General features: G+C 65.6%; 21 protein-coding genes. 17 read left to right on the forward strand and 4 right to left on the reverse strand.

What is annotated here, in order from left to right; translation table 11 throughout:
• Positions 1-5: 5 nt before the first annotated feature.
• The 4 genes from AC1DDH_RS16380 (at position 6) to AC1DDH_RS16395 (ending at position 5,095) form a co-directional block, all read left to right on the forward strand.
• The gene (locus AC1DDH_RS16380) at positions 6-1,328 is read left to right on the forward strand and encodes an ABC transporter substrate-binding protein (RefSeq protein WP_476955849.1); all 1,323 of its coding nucleotides are present in this window, start codon (positions 6-8) and stop codon (positions 1,326-1,328) included.
• A gap of 79 nt (positions 1,329-1,407) precedes the next feature.
• Entirely contained in the window at positions 1,408-2,481 is a 1,074-nt protein-coding gene (locus tag AC1DDH_RS16385) for a carbohydrate ABC transporter permease (RefSeq protein ID WP_476955850.1), read from the forward strand.
• Complete coding sequence (locus tag AC1DDH_RS16390) at positions 2,478-3,431, forward strand: carbohydrate ABC transporter permease (RefSeq protein ID WP_476955851.1); 954 nt, start codon at positions 2,478-2,480, stop codon at positions 3,429-3,431. The genes AC1DDH_RS16385 and AC1DDH_RS16390 overlap by 4 nt, the downstream gene beginning before the upstream one ends.
• Positions 3,428-5,095 (forward strand): alpha-amylase family glycosyl hydrolase, encoded by a 1,668-nt coding sequence (locus AC1DDH_RS16395; RefSeq protein WP_476955852.1) that lies wholly within the window; start codon positions 3,428-3,430, stop codon positions 5,093-5,095. The genes AC1DDH_RS16390 and AC1DDH_RS16395 overlap by 4 nt, the downstream gene beginning before the upstream one ends.
• 153 nt (positions 5,096-5,248) lie before the next feature.
• On the opposite strand, the gene AC1DDH_RS16400 is transcribed toward AC1DDH_RS16395, so the two are convergent.
• Positions 5,249-5,839, reverse strand: a complete 591-nt coding sequence (locus tag AC1DDH_RS16400; protein WP_476955853.1) for a hypothetical protein — start codon at positions 5,837-5,839, stop codon at positions 5,249-5,251.
• A 680-nt stretch (positions 5,840-6,519) separates the two neighbouring features.
• Here AC1DDH_RS16400 and AC1DDH_RS16405 point away from each other — a divergent pair.
• The 4 genes from AC1DDH_RS16405 to AC1DDH_RS16420 all read left to right on the forward strand — a co-directional run bounded on the left by AC1DDH_RS16405 (position 6,520) and on the right by AC1DDH_RS16420 (position 11,076).
• Entirely contained in the window at positions 6,520-7,446 is a 927-nt protein-coding gene (locus AC1DDH_RS16405; RefSeq protein WP_476955854.1) for an Ltp family lipoprotein, read from the forward strand.
• Between the two features lie 64 nt (positions 7,447-7,510).
• Positions 7,511-7,924, forward strand: a complete 414-nt coding sequence (locus tag AC1DDH_RS16410; RefSeq protein ID WP_476955855.1) for a hypothetical protein — start codon at positions 7,511-7,513, stop codon at positions 7,922-7,924.
• 335 nt (positions 7,925-8,259) lie between these two features.
• Complete coding sequence (locus AC1DDH_RS16415; RefSeq protein ID WP_476955856.1) at positions 8,260-9,993, forward strand: hypothetical protein; 1,734 nt, start codon at positions 8,260-8,262, stop codon at positions 9,991-9,993.
• A 189-nt stretch (positions 9,994-10,182) separates the two neighbouring features.
• On the forward strand, positions 10,183-11,076 hold the full coding sequence (locus tag AC1DDH_RS16420; protein ID WP_476955857.1) for a potassium channel family protein: 894 nt from the start codon (positions 10,183-10,185) through the stop codon (positions 11,074-11,076).
• A gap of 174 nt (positions 11,077-11,250) precedes the next feature.
• On the opposite strand, the gene AC1DDH_RS16425 is transcribed toward AC1DDH_RS16420, so the two are convergent.
• Positions 11,251-11,631, reverse strand: coding sequence for a VOC family protein (locus tag AC1DDH_RS16425; protein WP_476932125.1), 381 nt, complete (start codon positions 11,629-11,631; stop codon positions 11,251-11,253).
• Between the two features lie 374 nt (positions 11,632-12,005).
• Here AC1DDH_RS16425 and AC1DDH_RS16430 point away from each other — a divergent pair, with 374 nt between their 5' ends.
• The 3 genes from AC1DDH_RS16430 to AC1DDH_RS16440 all read left to right on the forward strand — a co-directional run bounded on the left by AC1DDH_RS16430 (position 12,006) and on the right by AC1DDH_RS16440 (position 15,191).
• On the forward strand, positions 12,006-12,488 hold the full coding sequence (locus AC1DDH_RS16430) for an SRPBCC family protein (protein WP_476932126.1): 483 nt from the start codon (positions 12,006-12,008) through the stop codon (positions 12,486-12,488).
• 209 nt (positions 12,489-12,697) lie between these two features.
• Complete coding sequence (locus AC1DDH_RS16435) at positions 12,698-13,777, forward strand: glycerophosphodiester phosphodiesterase family protein (protein WP_476955858.1); 1,080 nt, start codon at positions 12,698-12,700, stop codon at positions 13,775-13,777.
• 169 nt (positions 13,778-13,946) lie between these two features.
• The gene (locus AC1DDH_RS16440; RefSeq protein ID WP_476857457.1) at positions 13,947-15,191 is read left to right on the forward strand and encodes a flavin-containing monooxygenase; all 1,245 of its coding nucleotides are present in this window, start codon (positions 13,947-13,949) and stop codon (positions 15,189-15,191) included.
• A 111-nt stretch (positions 15,192-15,302) separates the two neighbouring features.
• Here the strand turns inward: AC1DDH_RS16440 and AC1DDH_RS16445 are convergent, their stop codons facing one another.
• Complete coding sequence (locus tag AC1DDH_RS16445; protein ID WP_476955859.1) at positions 15,303-15,722, reverse strand: ester cyclase; 420 nt, start codon at positions 15,720-15,722, stop codon at positions 15,303-15,305.
• Positions 15,723-16,209: 487 nt separating this feature from the next.
• Here AC1DDH_RS16445 and AC1DDH_RS16450 point away from each other — a divergent pair, with 487 nt between their 5' ends.
• The 5 genes from AC1DDH_RS16450 to AC1DDH_RS16470 all read left to right on the forward strand — a co-directional run bounded on the left by AC1DDH_RS16450 (position 16,210) and on the right by AC1DDH_RS16470 (position 21,614).
• A complete protein-coding gene (locus tag AC1DDH_RS16450) occupies positions 16,210-17,619 on the forward strand; it encodes an MFS transporter (protein ID WP_476955860.1) in 1,410 nt (469 codons plus the stop codon).
• Between the two features lie 106 nt (positions 17,620-17,725).
• Positions 17,726-18,430, forward strand: a complete 705-nt coding sequence (locus AC1DDH_RS16455; RefSeq protein ID WP_476955861.1) for a FadR/GntR family transcriptional regulator — start codon at positions 17,726-17,728, stop codon at positions 18,428-18,430.
• A 52-nt stretch (positions 18,431-18,482) separates the two neighbouring features.
• A complete protein-coding gene (locus AC1DDH_RS16460) occupies positions 18,483-19,628 on the forward strand; it encodes an acetamidase/formamidase family protein (protein ID WP_476955862.1) in 1,146 nt (381 codons plus the stop codon).
• The gene (locus tag AC1DDH_RS16465) at positions 19,625-20,893 is read left to right on the forward strand and encodes an amidase (RefSeq protein WP_476955863.1); all 1,269 of its coding nucleotides are present in this window, start codon (positions 19,625-19,627) and stop codon (positions 20,891-20,893) included. The genes AC1DDH_RS16460 and AC1DDH_RS16465 overlap by 4 nt, the downstream gene beginning before the upstream one ends.
• Complete coding sequence (locus tag AC1DDH_RS16470; protein ID WP_476955864.1) at positions 20,886-21,614, forward strand: YoaK family protein; 729 nt, start codon at positions 20,886-20,888, stop codon at positions 21,612-21,614. Before AC1DDH_RS16465 ends, AC1DDH_RS16470 begins: the two co-directional genes overlap by 8 nt.
• Before the next feature lie 78 nt (positions 21,615-21,692).
• Here AC1DDH_RS16470 and AC1DDH_RS16475 read toward each other — a convergent pair whose 3' ends face one another.
• Positions 21,693-22,103 carry an ester cyclase gene (locus tag AC1DDH_RS16475; RefSeq protein ID WP_476851623.1) on the reverse strand — a complete coding sequence of 137 codons (411 nt, stop codon included), beginning with the start codon at positions 22,101-22,103 and terminating at the stop codon, positions 21,693-21,695.
• 242 nt (positions 22,104-22,345) lie between these two features.
• Between AC1DDH_RS16475 and AC1DDH_RS16480 the strand changes: the two genes are divergently transcribed.
• Positions 22,346-23,434 carry a sigma-70 family RNA polymerase sigma factor gene (locus AC1DDH_RS16480; protein ID WP_476955865.1) on the forward strand — a complete coding sequence of 363 codons (1,089 nt, stop codon included), beginning with the start codon at positions 22,346-22,348 and terminating at the stop codon, positions 23,432-23,434.
• Positions 23,435-23,454: the final 20 nt, after the last annotated feature.

A 23,454-nucleotide genomic window follows, 5' to 3' on the forward strand; every position in this document is an offset into this window, starting at 1 on the left:
AACACATGAGGCAGCGCCGCCGCACCTGGCAGACTCTTCTGGCCACCACCGCATCCCTGACCGTCGCCGCCGTCGCCCTCACCGGCTGCGGCGGAACGGCCACGGACGCGAAGAGCGCCCCGAAAGCCGCCGCCGCGTCCTTCGAGGGCAAGGGCCCCATCAACTACGTCTCCAACCGCGACGCCTCCGGAGCCGCGAACAAGAGCATCGAGGAATGGAATGCCGCCCACCCGGAGGAGAAGGTCACGTTCATCGAACTGCCGGACTCCGCGGACCAGCAGCGCCAGCAGCTCATCCAGAACGCCCAGATCAAGTCGGATACCTTCAGCGTGCTGAACCTCGATGTCGTCTGGACCTCCGAGTTCGCCGCGAACAAGTGGATCATGCCGCTGCCCGCGGACGCGACCCCGACGGACAAGATGATCCCCGCCACCGTCAACGCCGCGACGTACCGGGACTCCCTGGTGGGCGCCCCGTATTACACCGACGGCGCGCTGTTCTACTTCCGCTCGGACCTGCTCAAGGCCGCCGGCATCGCCGCCCCGCCCAAGACCTGGGACGAAATGAAGACCGCCTGCAAGGCCATCCTGGCCCTCCCCCAGGCCGCGGGGATGTCCTGCTACGCCGGCCAGTTCGACAAGAACGAGGCCCTCACGGTCAACTTCTCCGAGGCCGTGGCCTCCGCCGGCGGTACCGTGGTGGACGCCGACGGCAAGCCCACCGTCAACACCCCCGAGGCCAAGAAGGGCCTGAACCTGCTGGTGGACGGCTTCAAGGAAGGCCTCTTCCCCTCCGACGCCATCACCTACCTCGAGGAGCAGGGCCGCCGCGCGTTCCAGGACGGCAAGCTCGTCTTCCTGCGCAACTGGCCCTTCCTGCACGCATCCCTGAGCGCCACGGACGGCTCCAGCAAGGTGGCCGGCAAGTTCGGCATCACCTCCATCCCCGGCACCGACGGCCCCGGCGTCTCCACCCTCGGCGGCCGCAGCCTGGCCATCTCGCCCTTCACCGCCAACAAGGCCACCGCCCTGGAGTTCATCAAGTTCTTCACCAGCGAGGAGCAGGCCAAGAAGCGCCTCGCCCTGTCCTCCCGCGCCCCGGCCTACGCCTCCCTTTACGCGGACGCCGCCGTCGTCGCCAAGCGCCCGTTCTTCCCCACCCTGCTGACCTCGCTGAACAACGCCCAGCCCCGCCCCAAGGTGGTCCAGTACGGCGCCACCACCAAGGCGATCCAGGAAGAGGCGTACGCAGCCATCACCGGCAAGAAGGACACGGACACGGCCCTGAACGACATGCAGGCCAAGCTCACCGAGCTCTCCGCCAAGTAACTCCGCCCCATAGCAACAGCCGGGTCGGCCGGTTCACCCCGGCCGACCCGGCAGCTGCAACCCCAGTGAGGTTCCCAGAATGACGACGACGACCGCCCCGCCCGCCGGCGCGCAGACCGGCACGCCCCAACCAGCCAGCCCGCGCAAACGCGGCCACCGCGGCAACCGCACCGCCGGCGAAGGCCGGATGGCCGCCCTGCTGCTCTCCCCCACCATCCTGGTCCTGGCCCTGGTAATCGTGTACCCGCTGCTCGCCGCGGTGCACCAGTCCCTCTATCGCGCCGAATCCGGCCTGGACGCGGACGGCTTCGTGGCCGACGTCGAATCCTTCGTGGGCTTGGCCAACTACGCCGACCTCTTCGTCGGTGAAACCGGGCGGCGTTTCCTCAACGCGCTCGGCAACACCACCTTCTTCACCATCACCACCGTGTTCCTCGAGACCGTCCTGGGCCTCTGCCTGGCCCTGGCCATGAACCGCGCCTTCCGCGGCCGGTCCTTCCTGCGCGCCAGCATCCTGGTCCCGTGGGCCGTCCCCACCGCCGTCTCCGGCCTGCTGTGGCGCTGGATCTTCCAGTCCGACGGCATCGCCAACAACCTGCTCGGCAGCGAAATCCTCTGGACCGCCGAGGGCAACGCCTCACGCGCGGCCATCATCATCGCCGAGGTCTGGAAGACCGCCCCATTCATCGGTCTGCTGGTCCTCGCCGGGATGCAGGTCATCCCCGGCGAAGTTTATGAGGCCGCCAAGATTGACGGCGCCGGCTGGTGGCGCCAGCTCGGCTCCATCACCCTCCCGCTGGTCAAGCCCACCCTGCTGGTGGCCGTGCTGTTCCGCATGCTCGACGCGCTGCGCATGTTCGACCTGCCCTTCGTGTTGATCGGTCCCGGCAAGGAATCCGTGGAAACCCTCTCCATGCTCGCGTGGGACGAATCCAACCAGCTGCGCTACGGCTCCGCCTCGGCGTTCGCAATCATGCTCTTCCTGTACGTCGCCGTCGTCGCGATCGTGTTCGTCAAAGTGCTCGGCGCCGACGTCACCGGCGCCAAGGAGCTGAAGCTGATCTCGAAGAAGAACCGCTCCAAGGCAACCCGCAGCCAGGCGAACACTGACCAGGCAATCTCCGAACAGAAGAAGGCCGAGGCCACCCGATGACCATCTCCGACCTCCGCAACGCCGCCACCGACTCCGGTGCACCGGGCGCGACCGGCGCCGGCACGCCCGACGCAAGCACCGCCGTCGGCCGCCCTGGCAAATCGAACTCAGGCAAACCCAAAGCGCCGCGCACATGGCGCTCCTACTCGGTCTACCTGGGCCTGGCGCTGATCTTCGCCTACTGCCTGGCGCCGTTCTACTGGATGCTGGTCTCCAGCCTCCGCCGCACCGCCGACATTTTCGACAACACCCTGCTCCCGGCGCCGTTCTCGCTGGAGAACTACGCCAAGGTGTTCGACGGCTCCACCATGTTCGGCCAGGCCCTGCTGAACTCCCTGATCGTGGCCGGCACCACCACGGTGTTCGCGCTGCTCCTCGGCGTGTTCGCCGCGTACGCCATCTCGCGGCTCAACTTCCGCTTCAAGTCGGTGATCCTGGGCGTCATCATCGCGACGTCGATGTTCCCCGGCATCTCCGTGGTGGTGCCGCTGTTGCGCCTCTTCACGGACCTCGGCTGGATCAACACCTACCAGGCGATGATCGTGCCCAGCCTGTCCTTCGCGATCCCGCTGGCCGTCTGGAACCTCACCACGTTCATGAAGGCCCTGCCGTTCGACCTCGAGGAAGCCGCCATGATCGACGGCTGCACCAAGTGGCAGGCGTTCCGCCGGGTCCTGCTGCCGCTGGCCGCGCCGGGCGTCTTCACCACCGCGATCCTGACCTTCATCCACAGCTGGAACGAATTCATCATCGCGCTGTCCATGATCAACGACCCCAAGATCCAGACCGCCACGGTGGCGATCTCCAAGTTCACCGGCGCCACCGAATTCCAGGCGCCCTTCGGCGAGCAGATGGCCGCCGGCGTGATCGTCACCGTACCGTTGGTCATTATGGTGCTGATCTTCCAGCGACGGATCGTCGAAGGCCTCACCGCGGGCGCAAGCAAATGAGCCCTGTTTCGCACGTGGGCCCTGTCGAGGAAACCACGATGGCGCCCGCCCCCGACTGGTGGCAGTCCGCCGTCATCTACGAGGTCTACCCGCGCTCCTTCGCCGACGGCGACGGCGACGGCGTGGGCGACCTCGCCGGGCTCATCGCTCGGCTGCCGTACATCGCTTCCCTCGGCGTCGACGGCATCTGGATGACCCCCTTCCAGCCCTCCCCACAGGTGGACCAGGGCTACGACGTCACTGACTACTGCGGCGTGGACCCGTTGTTCGGCACCATGGAACAGTTCGAGTGGCTCCTGGAGCAGGCCCACGCGCTAGGCCTGCGGATCCTGCTCGACGTCGTCCCCAACCACTGCTCCTCCGAGCACCCGCTGTTCCAGGCGGCCCTCGCGGCCGGCCCGGGCTCGCCGGAGCGGGACATGTTCCACTTCGTGCCGGGTCCGTTGGGCATGTCCGACGACGACGCCGCCTCGGGCATTTCAGCCGATGCCATCCCGCCGAACAACTGGCAGAGCGTGTTCGGCGGCCGGGCGTGGAGCCGCGCCAACCCCGACTCCGAGACGGACCACGACTGGTACCTGCACCTCTTCTCGGCCGGGCAGCCGGACTGGAACTGGCGCAACCCCGCCGTCGGCGACTACTTCGACGGCGTGCTGCGCTTCTGGTTCGACAAGGGTGTGGACGGGCTGCGCATCGACGTCGCGCATGCGCTGTTCAAGGCCGACGGGCTGCCGGACTCGCCCTCCACGGGCGGGGTGGTGGACGGGCTGCGGTCCAACCCGCAGGTCTCGGACCAGGAGGACGTCCACGAGGTCTACCGCCGCTGGCGCACCCTCGCTGAGAAGTACGAGCCGCACCGGCTGCTGGTGGGCGAGGTCAACCTGGAGCCCGCCCGCGCCGCCCGCTACACTCGCGCGGACGAGATGCAACAGGCCTTCGCGTTCGCGTTCGTAAAACTCGGCTGGGATGCAGAGGCATGGGCCGCCGTCGGGAACGATCTCGAGGCCGCCCGGCAGCTCCACGGCGCCGCCCCCACCTGGGCATTGGAAAACCACGACATCGTCCGCACCGTCACGCGGTTCGGCGGCGGCGAGCTGGGTGCTCTTCGCGCGCGGGCGGCCGTCGTGGCTTTGCTCGGACTGCCCGGCGCCGCGTATCTCTACCAGGGCCAGGAGCTCGCGCTGCCCGAGGTCGACGTCCCGGTGGAGGCCCGGGTGGATCCGATGTGGGCCCGCGGCGGTGTCTGCCGCGACGGCGCCCGCGTGCCGCTGCCGTGGACCGACGCCGCGGCGCTGAACCACGGTTTCTCGCTCGCTGAAGCTGCGGGCGAGCCCTGGCTGCCGATCCCCGGGGACTGGGGAATCCACGCCATCGAGCGCCAGCAACAGCACCCAGAGTCCGCCCTGAACTTGACCAAGGCGGCATTGGAGCTGCGCCGACAGCTGTGGACGAACGAGGTGTTCACCGCGGACGACGGCGGCAAGTGGCGGGTCGAGGCGGGAAACCTCCTCGTCTGCGAACGCACCGAGCACTTCCTCGTCGCCGTCGCGATGGGCACCGAGCCCGTCCGGTTGCCGGCTGGCACTGTGCTGCTCAGCGCCGCGCCCCTGGCCGAGGACGGTTGGCTTCAGCCGAACAACGCGGCCTGGGTACTGAAGGGCTGAGCGTGCTGCGCGACTGAATCGGTCTGCCTACGAAAGCGCCGCGACCGGGGCAGCTCGGGGCGTTAGCTTGACGTGTTCTCGAGTCCGCGTGGAGGAATTCGTACGAGCCCCGGGCTGCAGGCCCTCTGTTCCCTTCCACGATCGAATGCCCGACTACTTCGCGGAGGTTATCTTTTCTACTTGGAAGGACGGAACTGTGGTGTTCCCACGCATCTGGGTCTCGTAGCTAACCGAGCCCAGTGACGTGGCCGTAATGCGAACCTCGTCGTCCGCCACGAATCCCTCCAGTGAAGGACAGTCTGAATCTCCATCGCCTCCGCGGAAAATCGAGTTCTCACCGTATTCCCAAGAGTTTTCCATCTTCTTGTGTGAGATGTTGGCTCGGAAAATGCATTTCCCGGTGGCAGCGTCGAACTGCGTAATTCTGGCGTAGATGACCATGGTTTTTCCGGAATGGCTGTCAGGGCTTTTGACTAGAAGCGCCAAATCACGCTCACTAAGCTCTTTCGCTGCGTCGATTTGAGCCTGCGAAACCGGAGACCGGTTCTTCGACTCAAGCTGTGATTCGGTGGACGACGAACGCACGCTCGACCCGATAATTGCGCATCCTGCAAAGAGAGCGAGTACGACGGCCAAGAGAACCAGCCAGACCTTTCGCTTCTTTTTCCTCGGTGGATACGGTGTCGCGGAGAGGGGCGAGGTGAAACCATAGGCGCCGTGAGTTCCAACCGCAGGTTCATCCACCCAGAGCTGCCACCCTTCTGGCGGCGGGCCCCAGGCTGGATCGGGCAGCCACCCAGATGGCGGGACCCAACCCGCAGGAGGTGTCGGCCAGTTTGGCGGCGGGTTGAAGCGTTTATTCATCGTGTGGTTGCGTCCCCTAGATCGAATTTGCCTCGAATGTACCTTGCCAGATCCAGAATCTCGCAGACGAGACGTAATTTTGATCGAGTGTCCCGGATTTGCAAAGGGACTGCGTGTCGAGGGCTGCGGGTCAGTAAAGCAGCCGGACCCCGAGGTGTCCGGCTCGTATCGGCCGTCATCACCTCGGCCCTTCAGAAAGCCGCGGCCGCCCGCGGTGACGGGGAAGCCCTTCCCGCTGGCGCTGAGCGTGACCGGGGTGCCTTTGTCCGGGGGTAATCATGTTGCCAAAAGCCTCCGCCGGCACTCTCGAAAATGCCCGAGATGACATTTTCCAATGTGTTTGCATTCGATTTCGTGGATGCAATGTAACATCCGTTATGCGGGTATACGCCCGCGACGCTATTGGGGGAAGCGAACATGCTTGTGACTGTTGGCTGGCGTGATGCACTACCTCTGCGACCCGCGTTCCAGGCCGGCCTCCCCCCTATCTGCGTCCATCACCGCACCCACTCCGCACGCTCGCATCGCACGTCGGTCAGGTGTCCTATGAAAGGACTCTCATGAGCCAACCCCCGAACCTCGCCCCCTATCCCCCGGCTTACGGATATGGACAGGCAAAACAGAGCAATAAGTCTTTCCTCGTGACATGGCTGTTCTCCCTCCTCCTCGGCGTTTTCGGCGTGGACCGTTTCTATCTGGGCAAAGTCGGAACCGGTATCCTCAAGCTGGTCACCTTCGGTGGCCTGGGCATCTGGGCCCTGGTTGATCTCATCCTCGTACTGGCGAACAAAACCCGCGATAAGCAAGGTCTTCCGCTGGAGGGCTACGACAAGCACAAGAAAATTGCCCTGATCGTCACCGCTGCCTTCATCCTCCTGAGCATCATCATCAATGTCAGCCGCGCCGGAGCTGCCACATCGTCCGCCTCACCCGCTTCCTCCGTAAATGACGCTACTGCCGCTGCTACTGCTACCCCGACAGCGACCCCAACGCAGGATCCCGCCGTCGCCAAGGCTGAGGCTGACGCTAAGGCCAAGGCTGACGCTGACGCTGCTGCTAAGGCGGCGAAGGCAGAGGCTGACGCTAAAGCCAAGGCTGACGCTGACGCTGCTGCCAAAGCCAAGGCCGACGCTGACGCTGCTGCTAAGGCGGCGAAGGCAGAGGCTGACGCTGCTGCTAAGGCCGCCGCTGAAGCTGGGACGACCAGTCAGCAAAACGCTCTGCGGTCCGCTGGTGACTACCTCGATTACCAAGCCTTCTCGCGCACGGGCCTGATCAAGCAGCTGGAGTTCGAGAAGTATTCGGCACCGGATGCGACCTGGGCCGTTGACCGCGTGACAGTCGACTGGAACGAGCAGGCAGCCAAGTCCGCCAAGAGTTACCTCGAGTACCAGTCCTTCTCCCGTGCCGGACTGAAAGACCAACTGATCTTCGAGGGCTTCAGCCCGGCGCAAGCTGAGTACGGAGTGGGCCAGACGGGCCTCTAGCGCTCCGAATCGATCAAGCCCAGCCGATGGGCTACTAAATCCAGAACAAATGAAAATGGGAATAATGAAGAAAGAACTGGCCCTGACGGGCTTGCTGTGTCTTGCACTATCAGGATGCGCGGGAGCAAATACGCCTAAAGCTGCTCCGACCGTCACCGAGACCGTGACTGTAACGGAAACTGCCACGGCGACTGTAACGGCGACTGTGACAGCAGCTGCGGCGGCTCCAGCCGCCGCAGCTGCCGTACCTGCCGCTCCCGCTCCGGCCGAGACAGCCGTAATTCCGGCCGCAGTTGAAGGCATGAATGCTCAGGCCCTCGACGACGACTTGGCGGCCTTGGGATTCGAGAACATCATCTACAACGCCGATACAGGCAAAACAGTCCTCTTGCTAAGGAACTGGACAGTCACCGGAATCGATAACCCGGGCGCTAAGCAGCCCCTTAGCAAAGCCGTTGTCGTTCACGTAACCAAGTAGGGAGTGCGGCGGGTGTTGATGGCCACGCTCAGCCGTCCGCACCCGCCGTTCGGTGCACCAAGTCCAGATGATGGACCTCTGCCGCAACGAGCGTCCCACTGGCGGTGCGTACCCTCGCCGACGAGATGTACCAGGCCTTCGCCTTCGCGTTCGTGAAGCTCGGCTGGGACCCGCGACGGCACCAAGGCTCGACACTTGAAGGTTCATGTGTATGATTCACGTGTCTGCGGTTCTGTCAGGCATCACTCAGCCTTCTTACAGGCAACACTATGGGGGTTCTCATGCGCGTCTTCAATCGCGTTCGGCCTTTGATGACTTTGATGGTCCTAGTGACCATGTTTACAACAATCGGTGCCACAGTCGCCGCCCCGGCACAGGCATCCGACATGTCAGGTCCCGTGCTCGCAAGCCAGTCGGTCACGTGGACAAACCTCAATCTTTACAAGGGTCCGGCGACCATCAACGTCACCATTCACCTGGTCGACGCCACAGCTGTGCAATCACCGACCATGATTGCCAACTGGGTCGACCCTGACCCGTGGGGCTGGGTCAATGGGGGTGGCCAAAGCCAGGGCTTTGGCGGCATGACACTGGTCTCCGGAACGATGCAGGACGGCATCTGGAAGCACACCATTACTATCCCGCAGGGCGCCGCAACCGGACAGTGGGAGGTGGTGCTTTACCCACTGCGTGACACTTGGGGCAACGGCTCCAGCTTCTTCCAGACACTGAAAACCGTCACGGTCATCGACGAAGCACCTCCGACGGTAGTTTCCCCAGCCGCCGTGACCTTCACTGAGAAGGACGGCACCGCGGGCGACACCTACACGATCCCGGCCACGTCCGGCGTCGATTACCTCGTAGACGGCCAGGTTGCTTCGGCCGGCACGTTCCCCGGAACGGGCACAGTAACAGTAACCGCCAAGGCACGGGCAGGCTATGCGCTGGCCCCCGATGCCGTCTCCTCCTGGTCAACGACGTTCAAGGGTCTTCTGGCCGCATCGACTCCGACCATTTCCGGCACCGGACAAGTCGGGTCCACGCTTTCGGCCACCGCCGGTAGTTGGGGACCTTCCCCGGTCGCCCTCGGATACCAGTGGTTCCGCTCGGGTGCCGCCATCGCCGGCGCCAACGCAGCCACCTACACCGTGATCCCAGCTGACGCGGGGAGTACCGTCACCGTAGGCGTCACCGGTTCCAAAGTCGGCTACTTGCCCGTGACTAAGAAGTCGGCACCGACGGCACAGATTGCCAAGGGCTCCTTTGCAGCCCCGGCACCGACGATCGCCGGAACGCCCCAGGTCGGCCAGACTCTCACGGCGAAGGCGGGCATCTGGGCTCCGTCGCCTGCATCGTTCAGCTACCAGTGGTACCGCGCCGGGGTGCTCATCCCGGGCGCAAGTGCGGTCACTTACACCCCCACCGCCGCTGACGTTGCGGCCACCCTCAGCGTCAAAGTGATCGGGTCCCTGTCCGGCTACAGCACGGTCTCGAAGACGTCCGCCCCGACGGCGGCAGTAGCCAAGGGTTCGCTGACAAGGTCCACCCCCACGATCACGGGCGTTCCCGCCGTCGGGACCACCCTCACGGCCGTCCCCGGAGCGTGGGGTCCCGCCCCGGTTACGCTCCGGTATCAGTGGTACCGATCCGGCGTCGCGATCACCGGCGCCACCTCTGCCACATACACCCCCGTGCCGGAGGACCTGGGAGCAATGCTCACAGTCAAGGTCACCGGGTCCAAGGCGGGCTTTACTACGTTCTCCCGAACCTCCGCCGCCACGGCTGCTGTGGTCAAGGGATCACTGGTCAGGGCCACGCCCACCGTCACCGGGACCGCCAAGGTGGGGTCCACCCTCACCGCTAACTCCGGCGTTTGGGGACCAGCACCAGTCACGCTCCGTTACCAGTGGTACCGAGCCGGCGTTGCAATCACCGGCGCCAACGCCGGTACCTACAAACCCACCACAACAGACGTAGCGAAGACCCTCACCGTCAAGGTGACGGGGTCCAAGCCGGGCTACACAACGTTCTCCCGAACGTCCGTTCCGACTGCCGCCGTGGCTAAATAGCGGGTCATATTCGCCCGACTACGACCACCGCGATCGCAAGGAAACCCCGCCAGCCAAAAGGTACTGGCGGGGTTTCCGTGTATAGATTGAAGCGGCCAGATGCCGGGCCTCCCGTCGGGGGCAATCCTCCGGGTCCGTTGCCCCGACCGTGTGGGTGCTCCTCAAATAATGCCGCCTCTAAGATGAGGCATGGACTTCGAGGACACGCTCTGGACGGTTCTGGGAGCCGGGCTGGTTCTGCTGATGCTCGTCGACGTCTTTCGTACACTCCTTTATCCGCATGGCTCCGGTCCCCTGGGCCGGGCGATCATGCGCGGATTCTGGCTTGTATCGAGAAAACTGCGAGGCCGGGGCTCCTTCATCGCGGCACCCTTGGCGATGGCCGCTGTCATTGGCGCCTGGGCCGGCTTGGCGGCCATCGGCTGGGCTCTGCTATACCTGCCCCATCTGACGGACGGCTTTGTTTACGGAGCCGGAGTTCCAGTGCGGGCCGACTTTGCCGAAGCCCTCTACATCTCCCTGGTCACTCTTTCCACCGTGGGGTTTGGCGATATCGTGGCAACGCAACCACTGCTCCGGCTGGTTGTCGCCCTCGAGGCCGTCACCGGATTCGGCTTGCTGACAGCAACGGTCACTTGGATCCTGCAGACTTTCCCGGCCCTGAACCGCCGCCGGGCCCTGGCCCACCAACTGACCCTGTTCCGGGAGGCTGCAGGTCCGGCAGGTGTCTTGGCCATGGATCCCAGTCACGCTGCCGGGCTGTTGGAGGCAATTGCCGGAAACGTGGCCACGGTGAGCATCGACCTGCTTGCGTTCCACGAAACCTACTACTTCCGTGAAATTGAGCAGCGCGGCTCCCTCCCCGCCACGGTGGCTTACGCCCAGGAGCTGGCATCCCAGGCCCAGCGCAGCGACAACCCTGAACTACAGTTCGCTGGACGGATGCTCCACGCGGCGCTGGAGGGACTCGCGGACGTCCTCCGAGGCAAATTCGGCCATTCCGGAGCCACATCTTCCGACGTGTTCGACAGCTACGAGCTGCACCACCGGCACCGGCGGCCGGGGGAACCGCATACGAAATAGCGTGCTGATAACCGCTACTGCGTACCCTGCCGTGCTGACCGCGCTCTGAGCCCTGTCCGAGCTGGTAACCACGGTCAACCCGGCTCCCGCTTTAGTGGCGGGAGCCGGTTCTCTCCGGCTTCGTAGCCGGCGGCAGCGATGCAATGAGCCGTTGGTCGGGTGCCAGACTCCGGCCTATGCGCGCTGCGAGATGTTGAAGATGTTGTCCTCGCTGTCCAGGAACCAGGCTGCCTTCCCCCAGTCAGCGGTGGCGACGCCGTTCTCCGTCTTCAGGCCGGGAAAATCGTAGTCTTCAAAGACGACGCCGCGGCCCCGCAGTTCTTCCATCTCGCGTTCGAGATTGTCCGTTTCCCAGCCGATCTGGGTGTTCTTCGCGGTCCCGGCATTCTCTGTCTGGTAGACAAGGAAGCGGGTTCCCTGCCCGCAGCTGTACATGACGCTGCCCTCCTCCATGGATTCGGAGGGTTCGATTCCCAGCTTGTCCCGGTAGTACTCCTTCGCCCTGTTGATGTCCTTCGCGGGGAGGACAGCGATGATGTTTGAATCCTTGAGCATGATGATTCCCTTCAGTGCGTTGATGACCGCAGCGATGGCGATGCTCCCCCCGGTTTCGGTCCCCGGAATACCTGTCCGGAGCCCGTGACTGCCCCTGCGCCGAGCCGGGGGCAGCCACCTGGGACTCTTCAACGCCGCGCCACCCATCACCAGCGTGAGGGGTCCCCGAAGTTATGTGGCCATTATGGACCGATTTGGTCTTGCGGAAACAGGGGTGACTGGCATTGAGCTGAAGCGACGCTCTTCGAACAGGGAGCTACAAGGCGCCGGTCCAACAGGGCGTGACGGAAGGCAAGCTGCTGGCGCCTGCGGCGTGACGGGCGGGGGCCGCCGGTCCACTTCCGCCGGTGGCCGCACGATGCCAGAGTTGAAGGATGAATGCGGAGTCCGTTAATGAAGCAACCGGGAATGAGGAAACTGGCGGCCTGGTCCTGAACCTGGAGTGCATGCTCGCTGCTCTTCCGGAAGAAGTCTTCAGGATGCTGACGGAATCGGCCGAACTGGTGAAGTGGTGGGGTCCGCACGGCTTCATCATCCCTGCAGCCGAACTCAATCTCACCGAAGGCGGCCGCTACCGCTTCGCCATGACACCACCGGACGGCGAACCGTTCCACCTCTCCGGCGAGTTCCTGGAGATCGATCCCCCTTGGCGCCTGGTGTACACCTTCCGCTGGGAGGAACCGGCGCCGGATGACCGGGAGACCGTCGTCGACCTTTCACTCGGGAGTACCGGCACAGGCACGCGCCTGGTGCTCTCGCAGGGACCGTTCCTGACGGACGAACGCCTCGAACTGCACCGCAACGGATGGACCGAGTCGTTCGTGAAATTGCAGGCGGTCCTGGGTGGCGGCACCTAGGGAAGCCTCACCCGCCGCGGAGTTCCTGCAGGGTCATGATCCGTCCGGAAAACGAACGGTTTTTCGCGTCTCCAGTCCGGTCACCCTGCCCGGTTTCCTCGTGTTCACTCCCGGTCCAGCTCCCCGCACACAACAGTCCATCTCACCTCCCTACGGTGGTCGGGTCGCCGGCACGACGCCGGTAACGTCACCCGGGAGGAACCATCACCATGCGCACACCCCTGACTGCCGTGGCCACCGCCGCGCTCATCGCCTCGCTCGCGAGCCCCGCCGTCGCCGCTTCAAACCCCGAAGCCGGCTCGCCGTCGTCGAACGCCGCCACAACAAAGGCTGCAGAGGCAACAACGGCGATCAAGACCAACGAGAGCAACGGCTCCTTTGACCTGCAGGCGCACCGCGGCGGCCGCGGCGAGTGGACCGAGGAATCCCTGGCCGCGTTCGCCAACTCGCTGAAGCTCGGCGTGTCCACGCTGGAGCTGGACACCCACCTGACTACCGACGGCAAGGTGATCGTCTGGCATGACGACACCATCCAGGCGGACAAGTGCCGCGACTCCGCTCCGGCGACTCCCGGCGACGCACAGTACCCCTATGTCGGCGACCGGGTGGCCGAGCTGTCGCTCGCGCAGATCAAGACCCTGGACTGCGGGTTCACCCAGCTCAAGGGGTTCCCGGAGCAGGACGTGGTGAAGGACAACCGGATCGCCGAGCTCAAGGACGTCTTCCAGCTGGTCCGCGACGCCGACGCCAAGAAGGTCCGCTTCAACATCGAGACCAAGGTGGAGGACGGGAAGTCCGGCGGCGAGGGCATGGTGGCCCTGACCAAGGCCGTGGTCACGGAGATCTACACCGCCGGGATGGCCGGGCGCAGCACCGTGCAGTCGTTCGACTGGTCCTCGCTGAACCTGACCAAGAAGATCGCCCCGCAACTGCCGCTCGTCGCCTTGTCCAGCGGCGACGCCTGGCTCGAGGTCGGCAAGCCCGGCGCCAGCCCCAACCTCGGCGGCATCGACATCGACACCTACGGCGGCTCGCTCGCCAAAGCAGCGGCAGCCCAGGGCTACGACGTCATCTCCCCCACCTTCGCCTCCGTCACCCCGGGCATGATCAAGGAAGCCCACGAGCTCGGCCTGCCGGTCATCCCCTGGACCGTCAACACCACGGCGGACATGACGCGCCTGATGGACCTCGGCGTGGACGGCATCATCAGCGATTACCCCACCCGCCTGCGCACCCTCATGGAACAGCGCGGGCTGAAGCTCCCCAAGGCCTACCCGGCTATGAGCTAGCACCTCGATAGGCGGGGCGGCCACAGAAGTGGCCGCCCCGCCGTCGTCTTAACCCCTACGCCTGGTCCCAGACCCGGCGTAAGCTCCTCGCATGGAGACCTCCGCGGGGCAGGATTTTCCCGGGATCGCGCTCCTCGCGCATGTGCACTGATCGAGGTGGTGGGCGGAGATGGACGCTGAAGTGGACACGCTCGTTGTGGGCGGAGGCCAAGCGGGTCTGGCCATGAGCTACTGGCTCGACCTGGCCGGCGTCGCGCATCACGTCCTGGAACGGCGCGCCGCCCTGGGCGGTGCCTGGCAGGACCGGTGGGATGGGTTCTACCTGAACACCCCGAATTTCTCGCTGTCGCTGCCGGGCATGCCCTTCTCCGGTCCGGACCCGGACGTCTTTATGCCGCGCGATGCCGTGGTGGACTATTTCCGGCACTACGCGGAGGCCATCGGCGCGCCGGTCCGCACCGGCACGGACGTCACACGCATCGCCGCCGCGGACAGCGGTGCCTTCGACGTGGAAACAACCCAGGGCAGCTGGCGGGCGCGCAACGTGGTGCTGGCCACCGGCGGCTTCCAGAAAGCGAAAATCCCTGCGTTGTCCGCACGGTTGCCGGGGCACATCGTGCAACTCCACACCGACGAGTACTGCAACCCGGGCCAACTGCGGGACGGCGCTGTGCTGATTGTGGGCACCGGCCAGTCGGGCGGCCAGATCGCCGAGGAGCTGCTGGCGGCCGGCCGCGACGTCCATCTGGCGGTGTCCACCTGCCCGGAGGCGCCGCGCCGGTACCGCGGCAAGGACACCTTCTACTGGATGATGCAGCTTGGACTGCACGGCCCCGAGCACGGGCTGAACGGACTTTCCGTGGAGCGGCTGCCCTCACCCGCGGCTCGGTTTGCCTGCAACCCGCTGTTGTCCGGCGCCGACGGCGGCCATGACATCCACCTACGGGATTTGGGCCGCCGCGGAATCCGGCTGCACGGCCACCTGGACGCAGCCGACGACGGCGACCTCGTCTTCAGCGATGACCTCGCCGAACGCCTCGCCACCATTGAGGCCGGCTTCAGCCAGCGCCTCCGACCGATGCTCGATGCGTACATTGCCGCTGCTGGGATCGAAGCGCCGGAGGCTGAACTCCGGCCGACCGACGACTGGGTTCCCTCAGAGCCGGCGCGGCTGAACCTGGCAGCGGAGGGCGTTACGTCCGTCCTGTGGGCCACCGGATACCGGCTCGACTTCGGCTTCCTCGACATCCCCGTACTGGACGAATGGAACTACCCGCGCCACAGCCGCGGCGTCACGGACTACCCGGGCCTCTACGCCGTGGGCCTGCCGTGGCTCACCGGGCACAGCTCGGCGGTCGTGGCCGGTGTGGGACGCGATGCCGAGTACATTGCCGGGCACATCGCCGGGCGCTGACAGCCCCTCTGATCGAACCGCCGTCGACGTCGAACGGCTGTCCGCGTTTCCCTGTGGGGAACGTGGACAGCCACTCTTGTTGCGCGCCGGCCCTGTTGTTTGTCGCCTGGTTCAGGCAACGGCCACGGCACCAATCTGCTGCATGAGGCCCAGGTTGTCCGTCGTGCCCCAGTGCTCGGCCACTTTTCCGTCCTCGACACGGATGATGTCAGTGCAATCGAACTCGACGCTCTTGCCCGTTGCCGGGATGCCGGCCAGTTCCCCGCGATGCGTACCCGTGAGAATCACATGGCATGCCTCCAGGTTTCCGGCCACCACCTTGGGCTCGATCTCTTTGACCTTGATGTCCGGGAAAGCCGACCGCATCGTGTTCACGAAGAACTTGACGCCGTCCTTGCCCGGCGGTTGCCCGGGCAGGGCCTCTTCGTGATCCACATAGCTGTCCGCGGCCAACTCATCAACGAGGGCGAGGTTTCCGCTCTCAATGACGTCTCTGTAAAACCGCTCAATCAATCCAACACCTTCAGACATTTCCGACTCCTTGTGGGCGCGAGACCGAATTTTGATCCCCCCAGCGCAGTGCCCCGGCAGCATGCGCAGACCACCCCGGAGGGACCCCCCGTTTTGACTCAGCAGGCAGGTCTGGCTCCGCAGGCAGGCATCAGCGATCTGCGTAGAGCGCCGAGCAACAGTGTGAAAATTCGAGTGAGGAACGGGCGAAACGCCTCGTTAAGGCAGAACATATTCCGGTGCTTCGAGGGTGTCAAGATGCCTGGGCTGCCGCCGCTCGCGCCACAACAGCCCCCGCACGTCAGCCTTTCGCGACGCTCACAGCGTGCTTCACACACGTCCCTGACGCAACGGAACCGACTCATAAATGGTCCAGTGAGTCCGCCAAAAATCATCCGTGTAACCGGCAGGTTAAACCCCGTTTCGCACCCGTTAAATGCTCCTAACCCCTAGAAAATCAAGGGTTCTTGCCCCTGCTGACCCCCTAGCTTGGTACTTGGTTCGACCAATGAACCAATCAGCCAAGAGCCTCCAGGAGCATCCCTTGAACGTTTCCACCGCAGAAAAGCCGGCCACCGCCGGCGTCATGCCGGCGGGGTCTGGTGCCACCCCGCCCGCCGCCGGCCGCCGGCTGCTGCCCGTCAGCGGTAAACGCCCCGGCCCTGTCGCCGTCACCGTCCTGTTTTCACTGGGCTGGGTCTTCATGTACGCGGACCGCAATATCCTCTCCCCCGTGATGAGTGTCATCCAGGAACAGTGGGGTCTGAACAAGGGCCAGCTCGGCCTGATGTCCACGGTGTTCTTCCTGACCTACGCCCTGATGCAGATCCCCACCGGCTACCTCGCGGACAGGATCGGCCGCGTCAAAGTGGTGGTCGCCGGCTACGTGATCTTCGGCATCGGCACCATCCTCAGCGGCTTCGCCCCCGGCTTCATGATCTTCCTGCTGATGCGCGCCTTCACCGGGATCGGCGAAGGAACGTTCTACAGCCCGGTCTACGGCATCTCCTCCAGCTACATCTCCGACAAATGGCGCGGGGTATCCGCTGCGCTCATCAACAGCGGCATGGCCGTGGGCATCTCGCTCGGCTTCATCGGTTCCAGCTACTTCACCTTCACGCTCGGCCTGCCATGGCACGCATCATTCCTCATCTTCGGTGCCGCCACCCTGCTTGTCGCCTTCCTGATCAACTACTTCCTCGCCCCGATCGACGCGGAGCACAAGGCCCAGGCCGCCAGGACCGCCGAATCAGAACGGAACGGAGCGGCCCCGGCCGCCAAGGAATCGAACAAGGCGCTCTTCACCCGCAACCACATCCTCACCTACGTGCTGATCTTCTGCTCCCTCTACGGCTTCTTCTCGATGCTGACCTGGCTGCCCACCTACCTCCAGCAGGCCCGTGACGTCGCTCCCTCCCAGACCGGCATCATCGCCTCGCTGGTCCCCTGGGCTTCCATCCCCGGCGCCATCCTGCTGAGCATGCTGGCCCGGCGCCTGAGCAACACGCGCCCGCTGATTGTTCTGCTGGCCGTCCTCGGCGGCGCGTGCCAGATCCTGGTCCCGTTGACCGGCGAATACTCCCTCATGATCGTGGGCCTGGTGGTGTACGGCCTGGTCGGCAAACTCGCCCTGGACCCGATCCTGATCGCCTTCCTGGCCGACAACACCCCGCGCTCCATGTACTCCCGCGCCTACGGCTACTTCAACTTCGCCGGGATGCTGTCCTCCATCTTCGCCCCCTACATCACTGGCGCCCTCGCCGACGCGACCGGGGCCCTGGAGGCCGGTTTCTACCTCTCCGCCGTCCTGCTCCTGGTCGGTGCGGCCGCCTTCTGCTTCACCAAGCCGGCGGCAGTGCTTGAGCCCGCCGTCACCTCCGACGTCGAGCCCGAACCGGCCCTTCAAGGCGGCAAGTAGCGCCCGACGTCGGCCCCCACCTGAGCGTTTTCCCGCGCCACCGCTACCACCGTCTCCCCACCAAGAGTCGTCCGAACCACAGCGTTTCCCACTGAAAGGCCGCACCGTGACCCCGACTACCGAGCCCCGCCCCACCCTTCGGCGGAGCGCCCCGATTGGCGCGGAAGTGGCTGCCTACCTCGAACGTGAAATTGCGTCCCGGGGCCTGCTCCCGGGCGACAAGCTTCCCACTGAGCGCGAACTGGCAGCCAAACTCTCGGTATCGCGGGGCACGGTGCGTGCTGCCCTGCAGGATCTTGAAAGCAAGCATTTGCTGGAGCGGGCCCCCGGCCGGGGCACCCGTGTGGCAGCTCCGCCTGCTCCTGTCAGCGAGCTCTATGCCCGCCTCGCCGGCGTCGACCAGGCGCAGCAGGACGTGGCGGAACTGCGCGGCTCAATGGAACCGCTGGTGGCCGAACTTGCCGCCCTGCGTTCCAGCGCCGCGGACCTAATCCAGCTCCAGGACGTCCTCAACGCCTCCAACGAACATCTCTCCCCCGAAGAGGCCCTGCGCCTGGACATCCAGTTCCACACCCTCCTGGCTCAAGCCGCCCGCAACCAGCTCATGGCCACGGTCCTCACGCTGACCGCCTCGTGGACCACCGAGGTCCGGCTCCGCTCGCACTCCACCCCCGCGGGCCGGCGGAGTTCCATCGAAGGTCACCGCCACATCCTCGAGGCCATCCAGACCAAGGACGCCACCGGCGCGGGCATCGCCATGCGCGACCACCTGGCGGACGTCGCCATCCTCATCCGCGGCCACCAGCACTGACCACACCCCGGCCACCAGCCTTGACATCGAAGAACCCGACCGGAGACCAACTGTGACCACATCCCTCATCCCGCCCGTCCCCGCAGCCACGCCGTCCACTTCCCCACAGTCCGCCGGCGCCGGGGTCCTGCAGCCGTGGGACGGCATCCGGGACGGGACGCATTACCTTCCCTCCGCCAAGGAGAACGTCCTCTGGGGAGCCCTCCCCTGCGCCGGCGACCGCCCGGTCCTCAGCATCGACCCCGGCGCCGAGGTCACCATCGACACCATCAGCCACGAAGGAATCCTCGAAGACCAGGGCCGGGACCCCCTCGCCTTCTTCGGTTCGCTCGGGGTCGGCAGGCATCAGGTCCTGGCGGACGCCGTCGACCTCGCCGCCTCGGGCATTCAGCGGCTTCCAGGCGGCCTGGGCCCGCACGTCGTGACCGGCCCCATCGCCGTCAAGGGCGCCCGCCCGGGCGACCTCCTGAAGATCACGGTGCTGGAAACCACCCCGCGGGTGCCGTACGGAGTGATCTCCAGCCGCCACGGCAGGGGATCGCTGAGCGGCGAATTCCCGCTCGGCCCCGATACCTACAGCGCCTTCGCCACCGTCCGGGGCACCGACGATGGAACGCCGTCCGGCTGGCTGCCCCTGCGTCCCGGCGGCGAACCGACCGTACATTTTCCGCTCAAGCCGTTCCTGGGCATCATGGGGGTCGCGGTGGACAGCGCGCGCCGGCCGCACTCTGTCCCGCCCGGTGCCCATGGCGGCAACATCGACATCAACCTCCTCACCACCGGCAGCTCCCTCTACCTGCCGGTCCAGGTGGCCGACGCCCTGGCCTATGTGGGCGATCCCCACTTCGCCCAAGGCGACGGGGAGGTCTCCCTGACCGCGATGGAGGCCTCGCTCCGGGTCAAGCTCCGGTTCGACGTCGTCCCGCAGGACGAGGCTGTCCGGAACTTCGGCGTCTTGGCCGGGCCGATGGCGCAGACCCCGGAGTTCCTGGTTCCCACTGGCATGGACGAGGACCTCGACACCGCGGTGCAGAACTGTGTCCGCGCCGCCGTGGCCCTGCTCCAGGCCCGCTACGGCATGGACGCCAGCCTCGCCTACGCCTACCTCAGCGCCGCCACGGACTTCAACATCTCCCAGGTTGTCGACGTCGTCAAAGGCGCGCACGCGCGCATCCGGGTTGAGGACTTCCGCCCGTGACGGCGCAGAGCCCGGCACTGCGCCCGACGTCGCCGCAACCGGCCGACCCGACCGTGTGGCGTGAAGTGGGTGATCCCCTCCTGCCCGCCACCGGAACCGGGCCGCTGACGGGCATGTCCGTCGCGGTCAAGGACCTGTTCGCGCTGGAAGGACATCCCGTCGGCGCCGGCAACGAGGAATGGCTCGCCCAGAGATCGCCGGAAACCACGACGGCGCCCGCGGCCGCTGCACTAATGGCGGCCGGCGCCGCAGTCGCCGGCATCGCCCGCACCGATGAGTTCGCGTACAGCCTGGCCGGCACGAACGCGCACTATGGCACCCCGCCGAACCCAAAGGCACCGGATCGGATCAGCGGCGGCTCCTCGTCCGGGTCCGCGAGCGCCGTCGCTTTGGGCCAGGCCACCATTGGTCTGGGAACGGATACCGGCGGGTCCATCCGGGTGCCGTCCGCGTACCAGGGGCTCTTCGGCATCCGCACCACCCACGGGGCGGTGTCGACAGCGGGTCTCCTTCCGCTGGCGCCGTCCTTCGATGCCGTTGGCTGGATGACCCGCGACGCCGCCACGCTGGCCGCCGTCGGAAGCGTCCTGCTGCCGCCGCAAGAGCCCACCGTACCGCTTAGCGATGGACCGTTTGCCGGGGCGCTGTTTGCGCCGGGCCTCCTTGCCCTGGCGGAGCCTGACGTCGTCCGCGCCGTGGAGGATTCCATCGATGCCTGGGCCGGATCAGCGGTCCTCCCTGCCTTGGACTGGGCCGGCCTGCGGACGGACGAGCTCCCGGCCTGGCTCGCGGCGTTCCAGACCGTGCAGGGGTACGAGGCCTGGCAGCAGCACGGTCCGTGGATCAGGCGGCACTGGAGCGCACTCGGCGCCGACGTGGCCGCCCGGTTCAGGACCGCCTCCCAGGTCGAGCGGCACCAGGCCGAGGCCGCGCGGGACGTCCTTCGGGCGGCCCGGCAACACATCCGGTCCGTGGTGGGCGGCGCGCTGTTGGTGCTGCCGTCGGCGTCGTCCGTGGCGCCGCTGCTGGCCGAGGCGTCGCTCGGCGGCGAGGCCATCGAGCGGGTGCGCCGGTCCACCATGCAGCTGACGTGCATCGCGGGGATCGCAGGGCTTCCTGCGGTAAACGTGCCGCTATCCACCGATGCCGGCCTGCCCTGTGGCGTGAGTATCGTTGGTCCTGCCCACCGCGACGCCGAGCTCATCACCGTGGCGATCCGCCTCAGCGAGTCGCTCCTCCCTCACCGAAAGAGGTCGAATGCTTAACCGCCTCAAGTCCGCCGAGCCCGCCCGGCTCCACTTGGTCCTCATGCTCGTGTTGACGTTCTCCACCGGCGTCATCGACGCCGTCGGTTACCTGGGCCTCGACCGGGTCTTCACCGGCAACATGACCGGCAACGTCGTGATCCTTGGCATGGCGCTGATCGGCGCGGACAATCTGCCCGTCATCGGCCCGTCCATAGCCCTGGCCGGGTTCGTGCTCGGCGCCATCATTGCCGGGCGGGTCCTCAAGCCCGAGGCCGCTGGCTGGAGTAAGCGGACCACGGCCCTGCTCACCGCCGTCGGCATCACCATGGCGGCCGTCGCCGTCGTACTGTTTGCCCATGCCCCGCACGCCGGCGACCCTGTCACCTTGATCATTACCGGAGCCCTGGCCATCGCGATGGGCATGCAGGCAGCCACGGCGCGTCACCTGAGCGTCAAGGACGTGACCACCGTGGTGGTGACGTCCACGCTCACGGGCCTGGCCGCGGATTCACGCCTGGGTGGAGGCGCGGGGGCCCATTGGGGCAGGAGGCTGGGCGCCGTCGTCCTCATCTTGGCCGGTGCCACTGCTGGCGCCGCGCTGCTCCACGTGCATGCCGGTCTTGGTGTCCTGCTGACAGCCGCGCTCACCCTGGTGGTAGCAGCAACGGGCGGGTTCGCCCGGGCCTGGACCCAGGCTGGAGATCCCGCCGCATCAGAACCAGCTGCTTCACACCGCTAACCGCAGCCAAGTATGCGCACACCCGGAAAATACTCGGCGCCTAATCGTCCCGGGCCAGCGAGAACATGGCGCCGGCTGTTATTCCGGCAGGGCTCCGATCTGCTGCATGAGGCTCATGGTGTCCGTGCTACCCCAGTGCTCGGCGATCTTACCGTCCTGGACGCGGACGATGTCGGTCCCGCCGAATTCGACCGTTTTGCCGGTCGCCGCAATACCCATCAGGTCGCCCTTGTGGGTGCCGGTCATCACAACATGGGCAGCCTCAAGGTTTCCATCGGAGAGAGTCGGTTCGGCTTCCTTGACCGAGATGTCGGGGAATGCGTTTCGGATGGCACTGGCGAAGAACCGTGCGCCCTCTTTGCCGGGCGGCTGTCCGGGGAACGCCGGTTCATGGTCGATGAAGTCGTCCGTGATCATTTCATCGACGAGGGCGAGGTTGCCGCCGGCGAGAACTTCCGAGTAGAAGCGATTGATCAACGTGCTGGACATTGTGGGCTCCTTCAGGTGCAAGAGACCGTTGTGGCTGTCCGCCGGCACTATCCATGGGCCCCGGCAGATGCGCCCGGGCTGAGCGCTGAAATTGATGGGAAACGGGGCGAATTGCCTCGTTAAGGCAGAAGATATTCCGAGGCTTCAAGGGTGTCAAGATGCGCTGATTACCCCCGTTTGTTGTGCCCGCCCCAGCCCCGCCGAATATTGTCACACCGGCCACGTAGTCTGCCTTCACGAGCATGAACCGTCCGGCAGGGGATGACATGGCTGACCCAATCCACGAGGCAATCGGCAGGGCACCGTCCCTGCCCGCGGCAGGTGCTTGGGTCCCCGAAGCGTTCGATTCGGATGACGCTGGCCGGGCGCAACATCCGCAAGCCGGTGGCGGGTTGACCGATGACGCCGTCGCTGACTACCTGCGCCGCCTGGGCCAATACGATTTGCTCACCGCCGAGCAGGAAGTGGAACTGGCGCAAGAAATCGAGGCGGGGCTATTCGCGGAACGGCTCTTGGCGGATGGCACATCGCGGCCCGGCCAGGATACAGCCGACCTTCTGACCATCGTCCTTCGGGGCCAGCGTGCCGCCGACACGTTGTTCCACGCCAACCTCCGGCTCGTCGTGTCGATCGCCAAGCGCTACACCCACCGGGGCCTCGACTTTGAGGACTTGATCCAGGAAGGAAACCTGGGACTCCATACGGCTGTCTGCAAGTTCGACTTCACCAAGGGTTTCAGATTCTCCACCCACGCCACATTCTGCATCCGCGGCGGCATCCTCAAGGCGCTGGCTGAACAGGCACGCCTGATCCGGCTGCCGGGCAACGTCGTCGACCAGCTGCAGAAGATACGGTCAGCGCAACGGACGGCCGCCATGACAGGGACCGTCTGCAACAAGGAAGATCTCAGCCAACTGACCGGAATTCCAACCGGAAAGGTTGAGTGTCTGCTTTCCGTGGACCGGCCGGCCTGTTCCTTGGACTCGTCGGTGCCCGACGGCCGGGGCGGGACCGAAGCCCTCGCCGAACAGCTGTTGGTTTCCTCCGACCACGACGCAACCGATGCGCTCTTCCATCAACAGATGAATACACAAGTACATGCCGCACTCAGCACGCTCGAGGTCCGGGAAGCCCAGGTCATTGCGATGCGCTTCGGCATCACGGGCGGCGGAGCGAAAACCTTAGCCGCGGTAGCGGAAACCTACGGCATGACCCGAGAAAGCATCCGCCAGATCGAGGTCACCGCGATGGAGAAGCTCAGACACCCGTCCCGGTCCGACGCCCTGCGGCAGTATCGGATTGACAGACAGGGCCCATCCGGCGGGGAGTAGACCTTGGCGCCGAACGCGGC

It is taken from the genome of Arthrobacter sp. 10T425 (genome assembly GCF_056393985.1).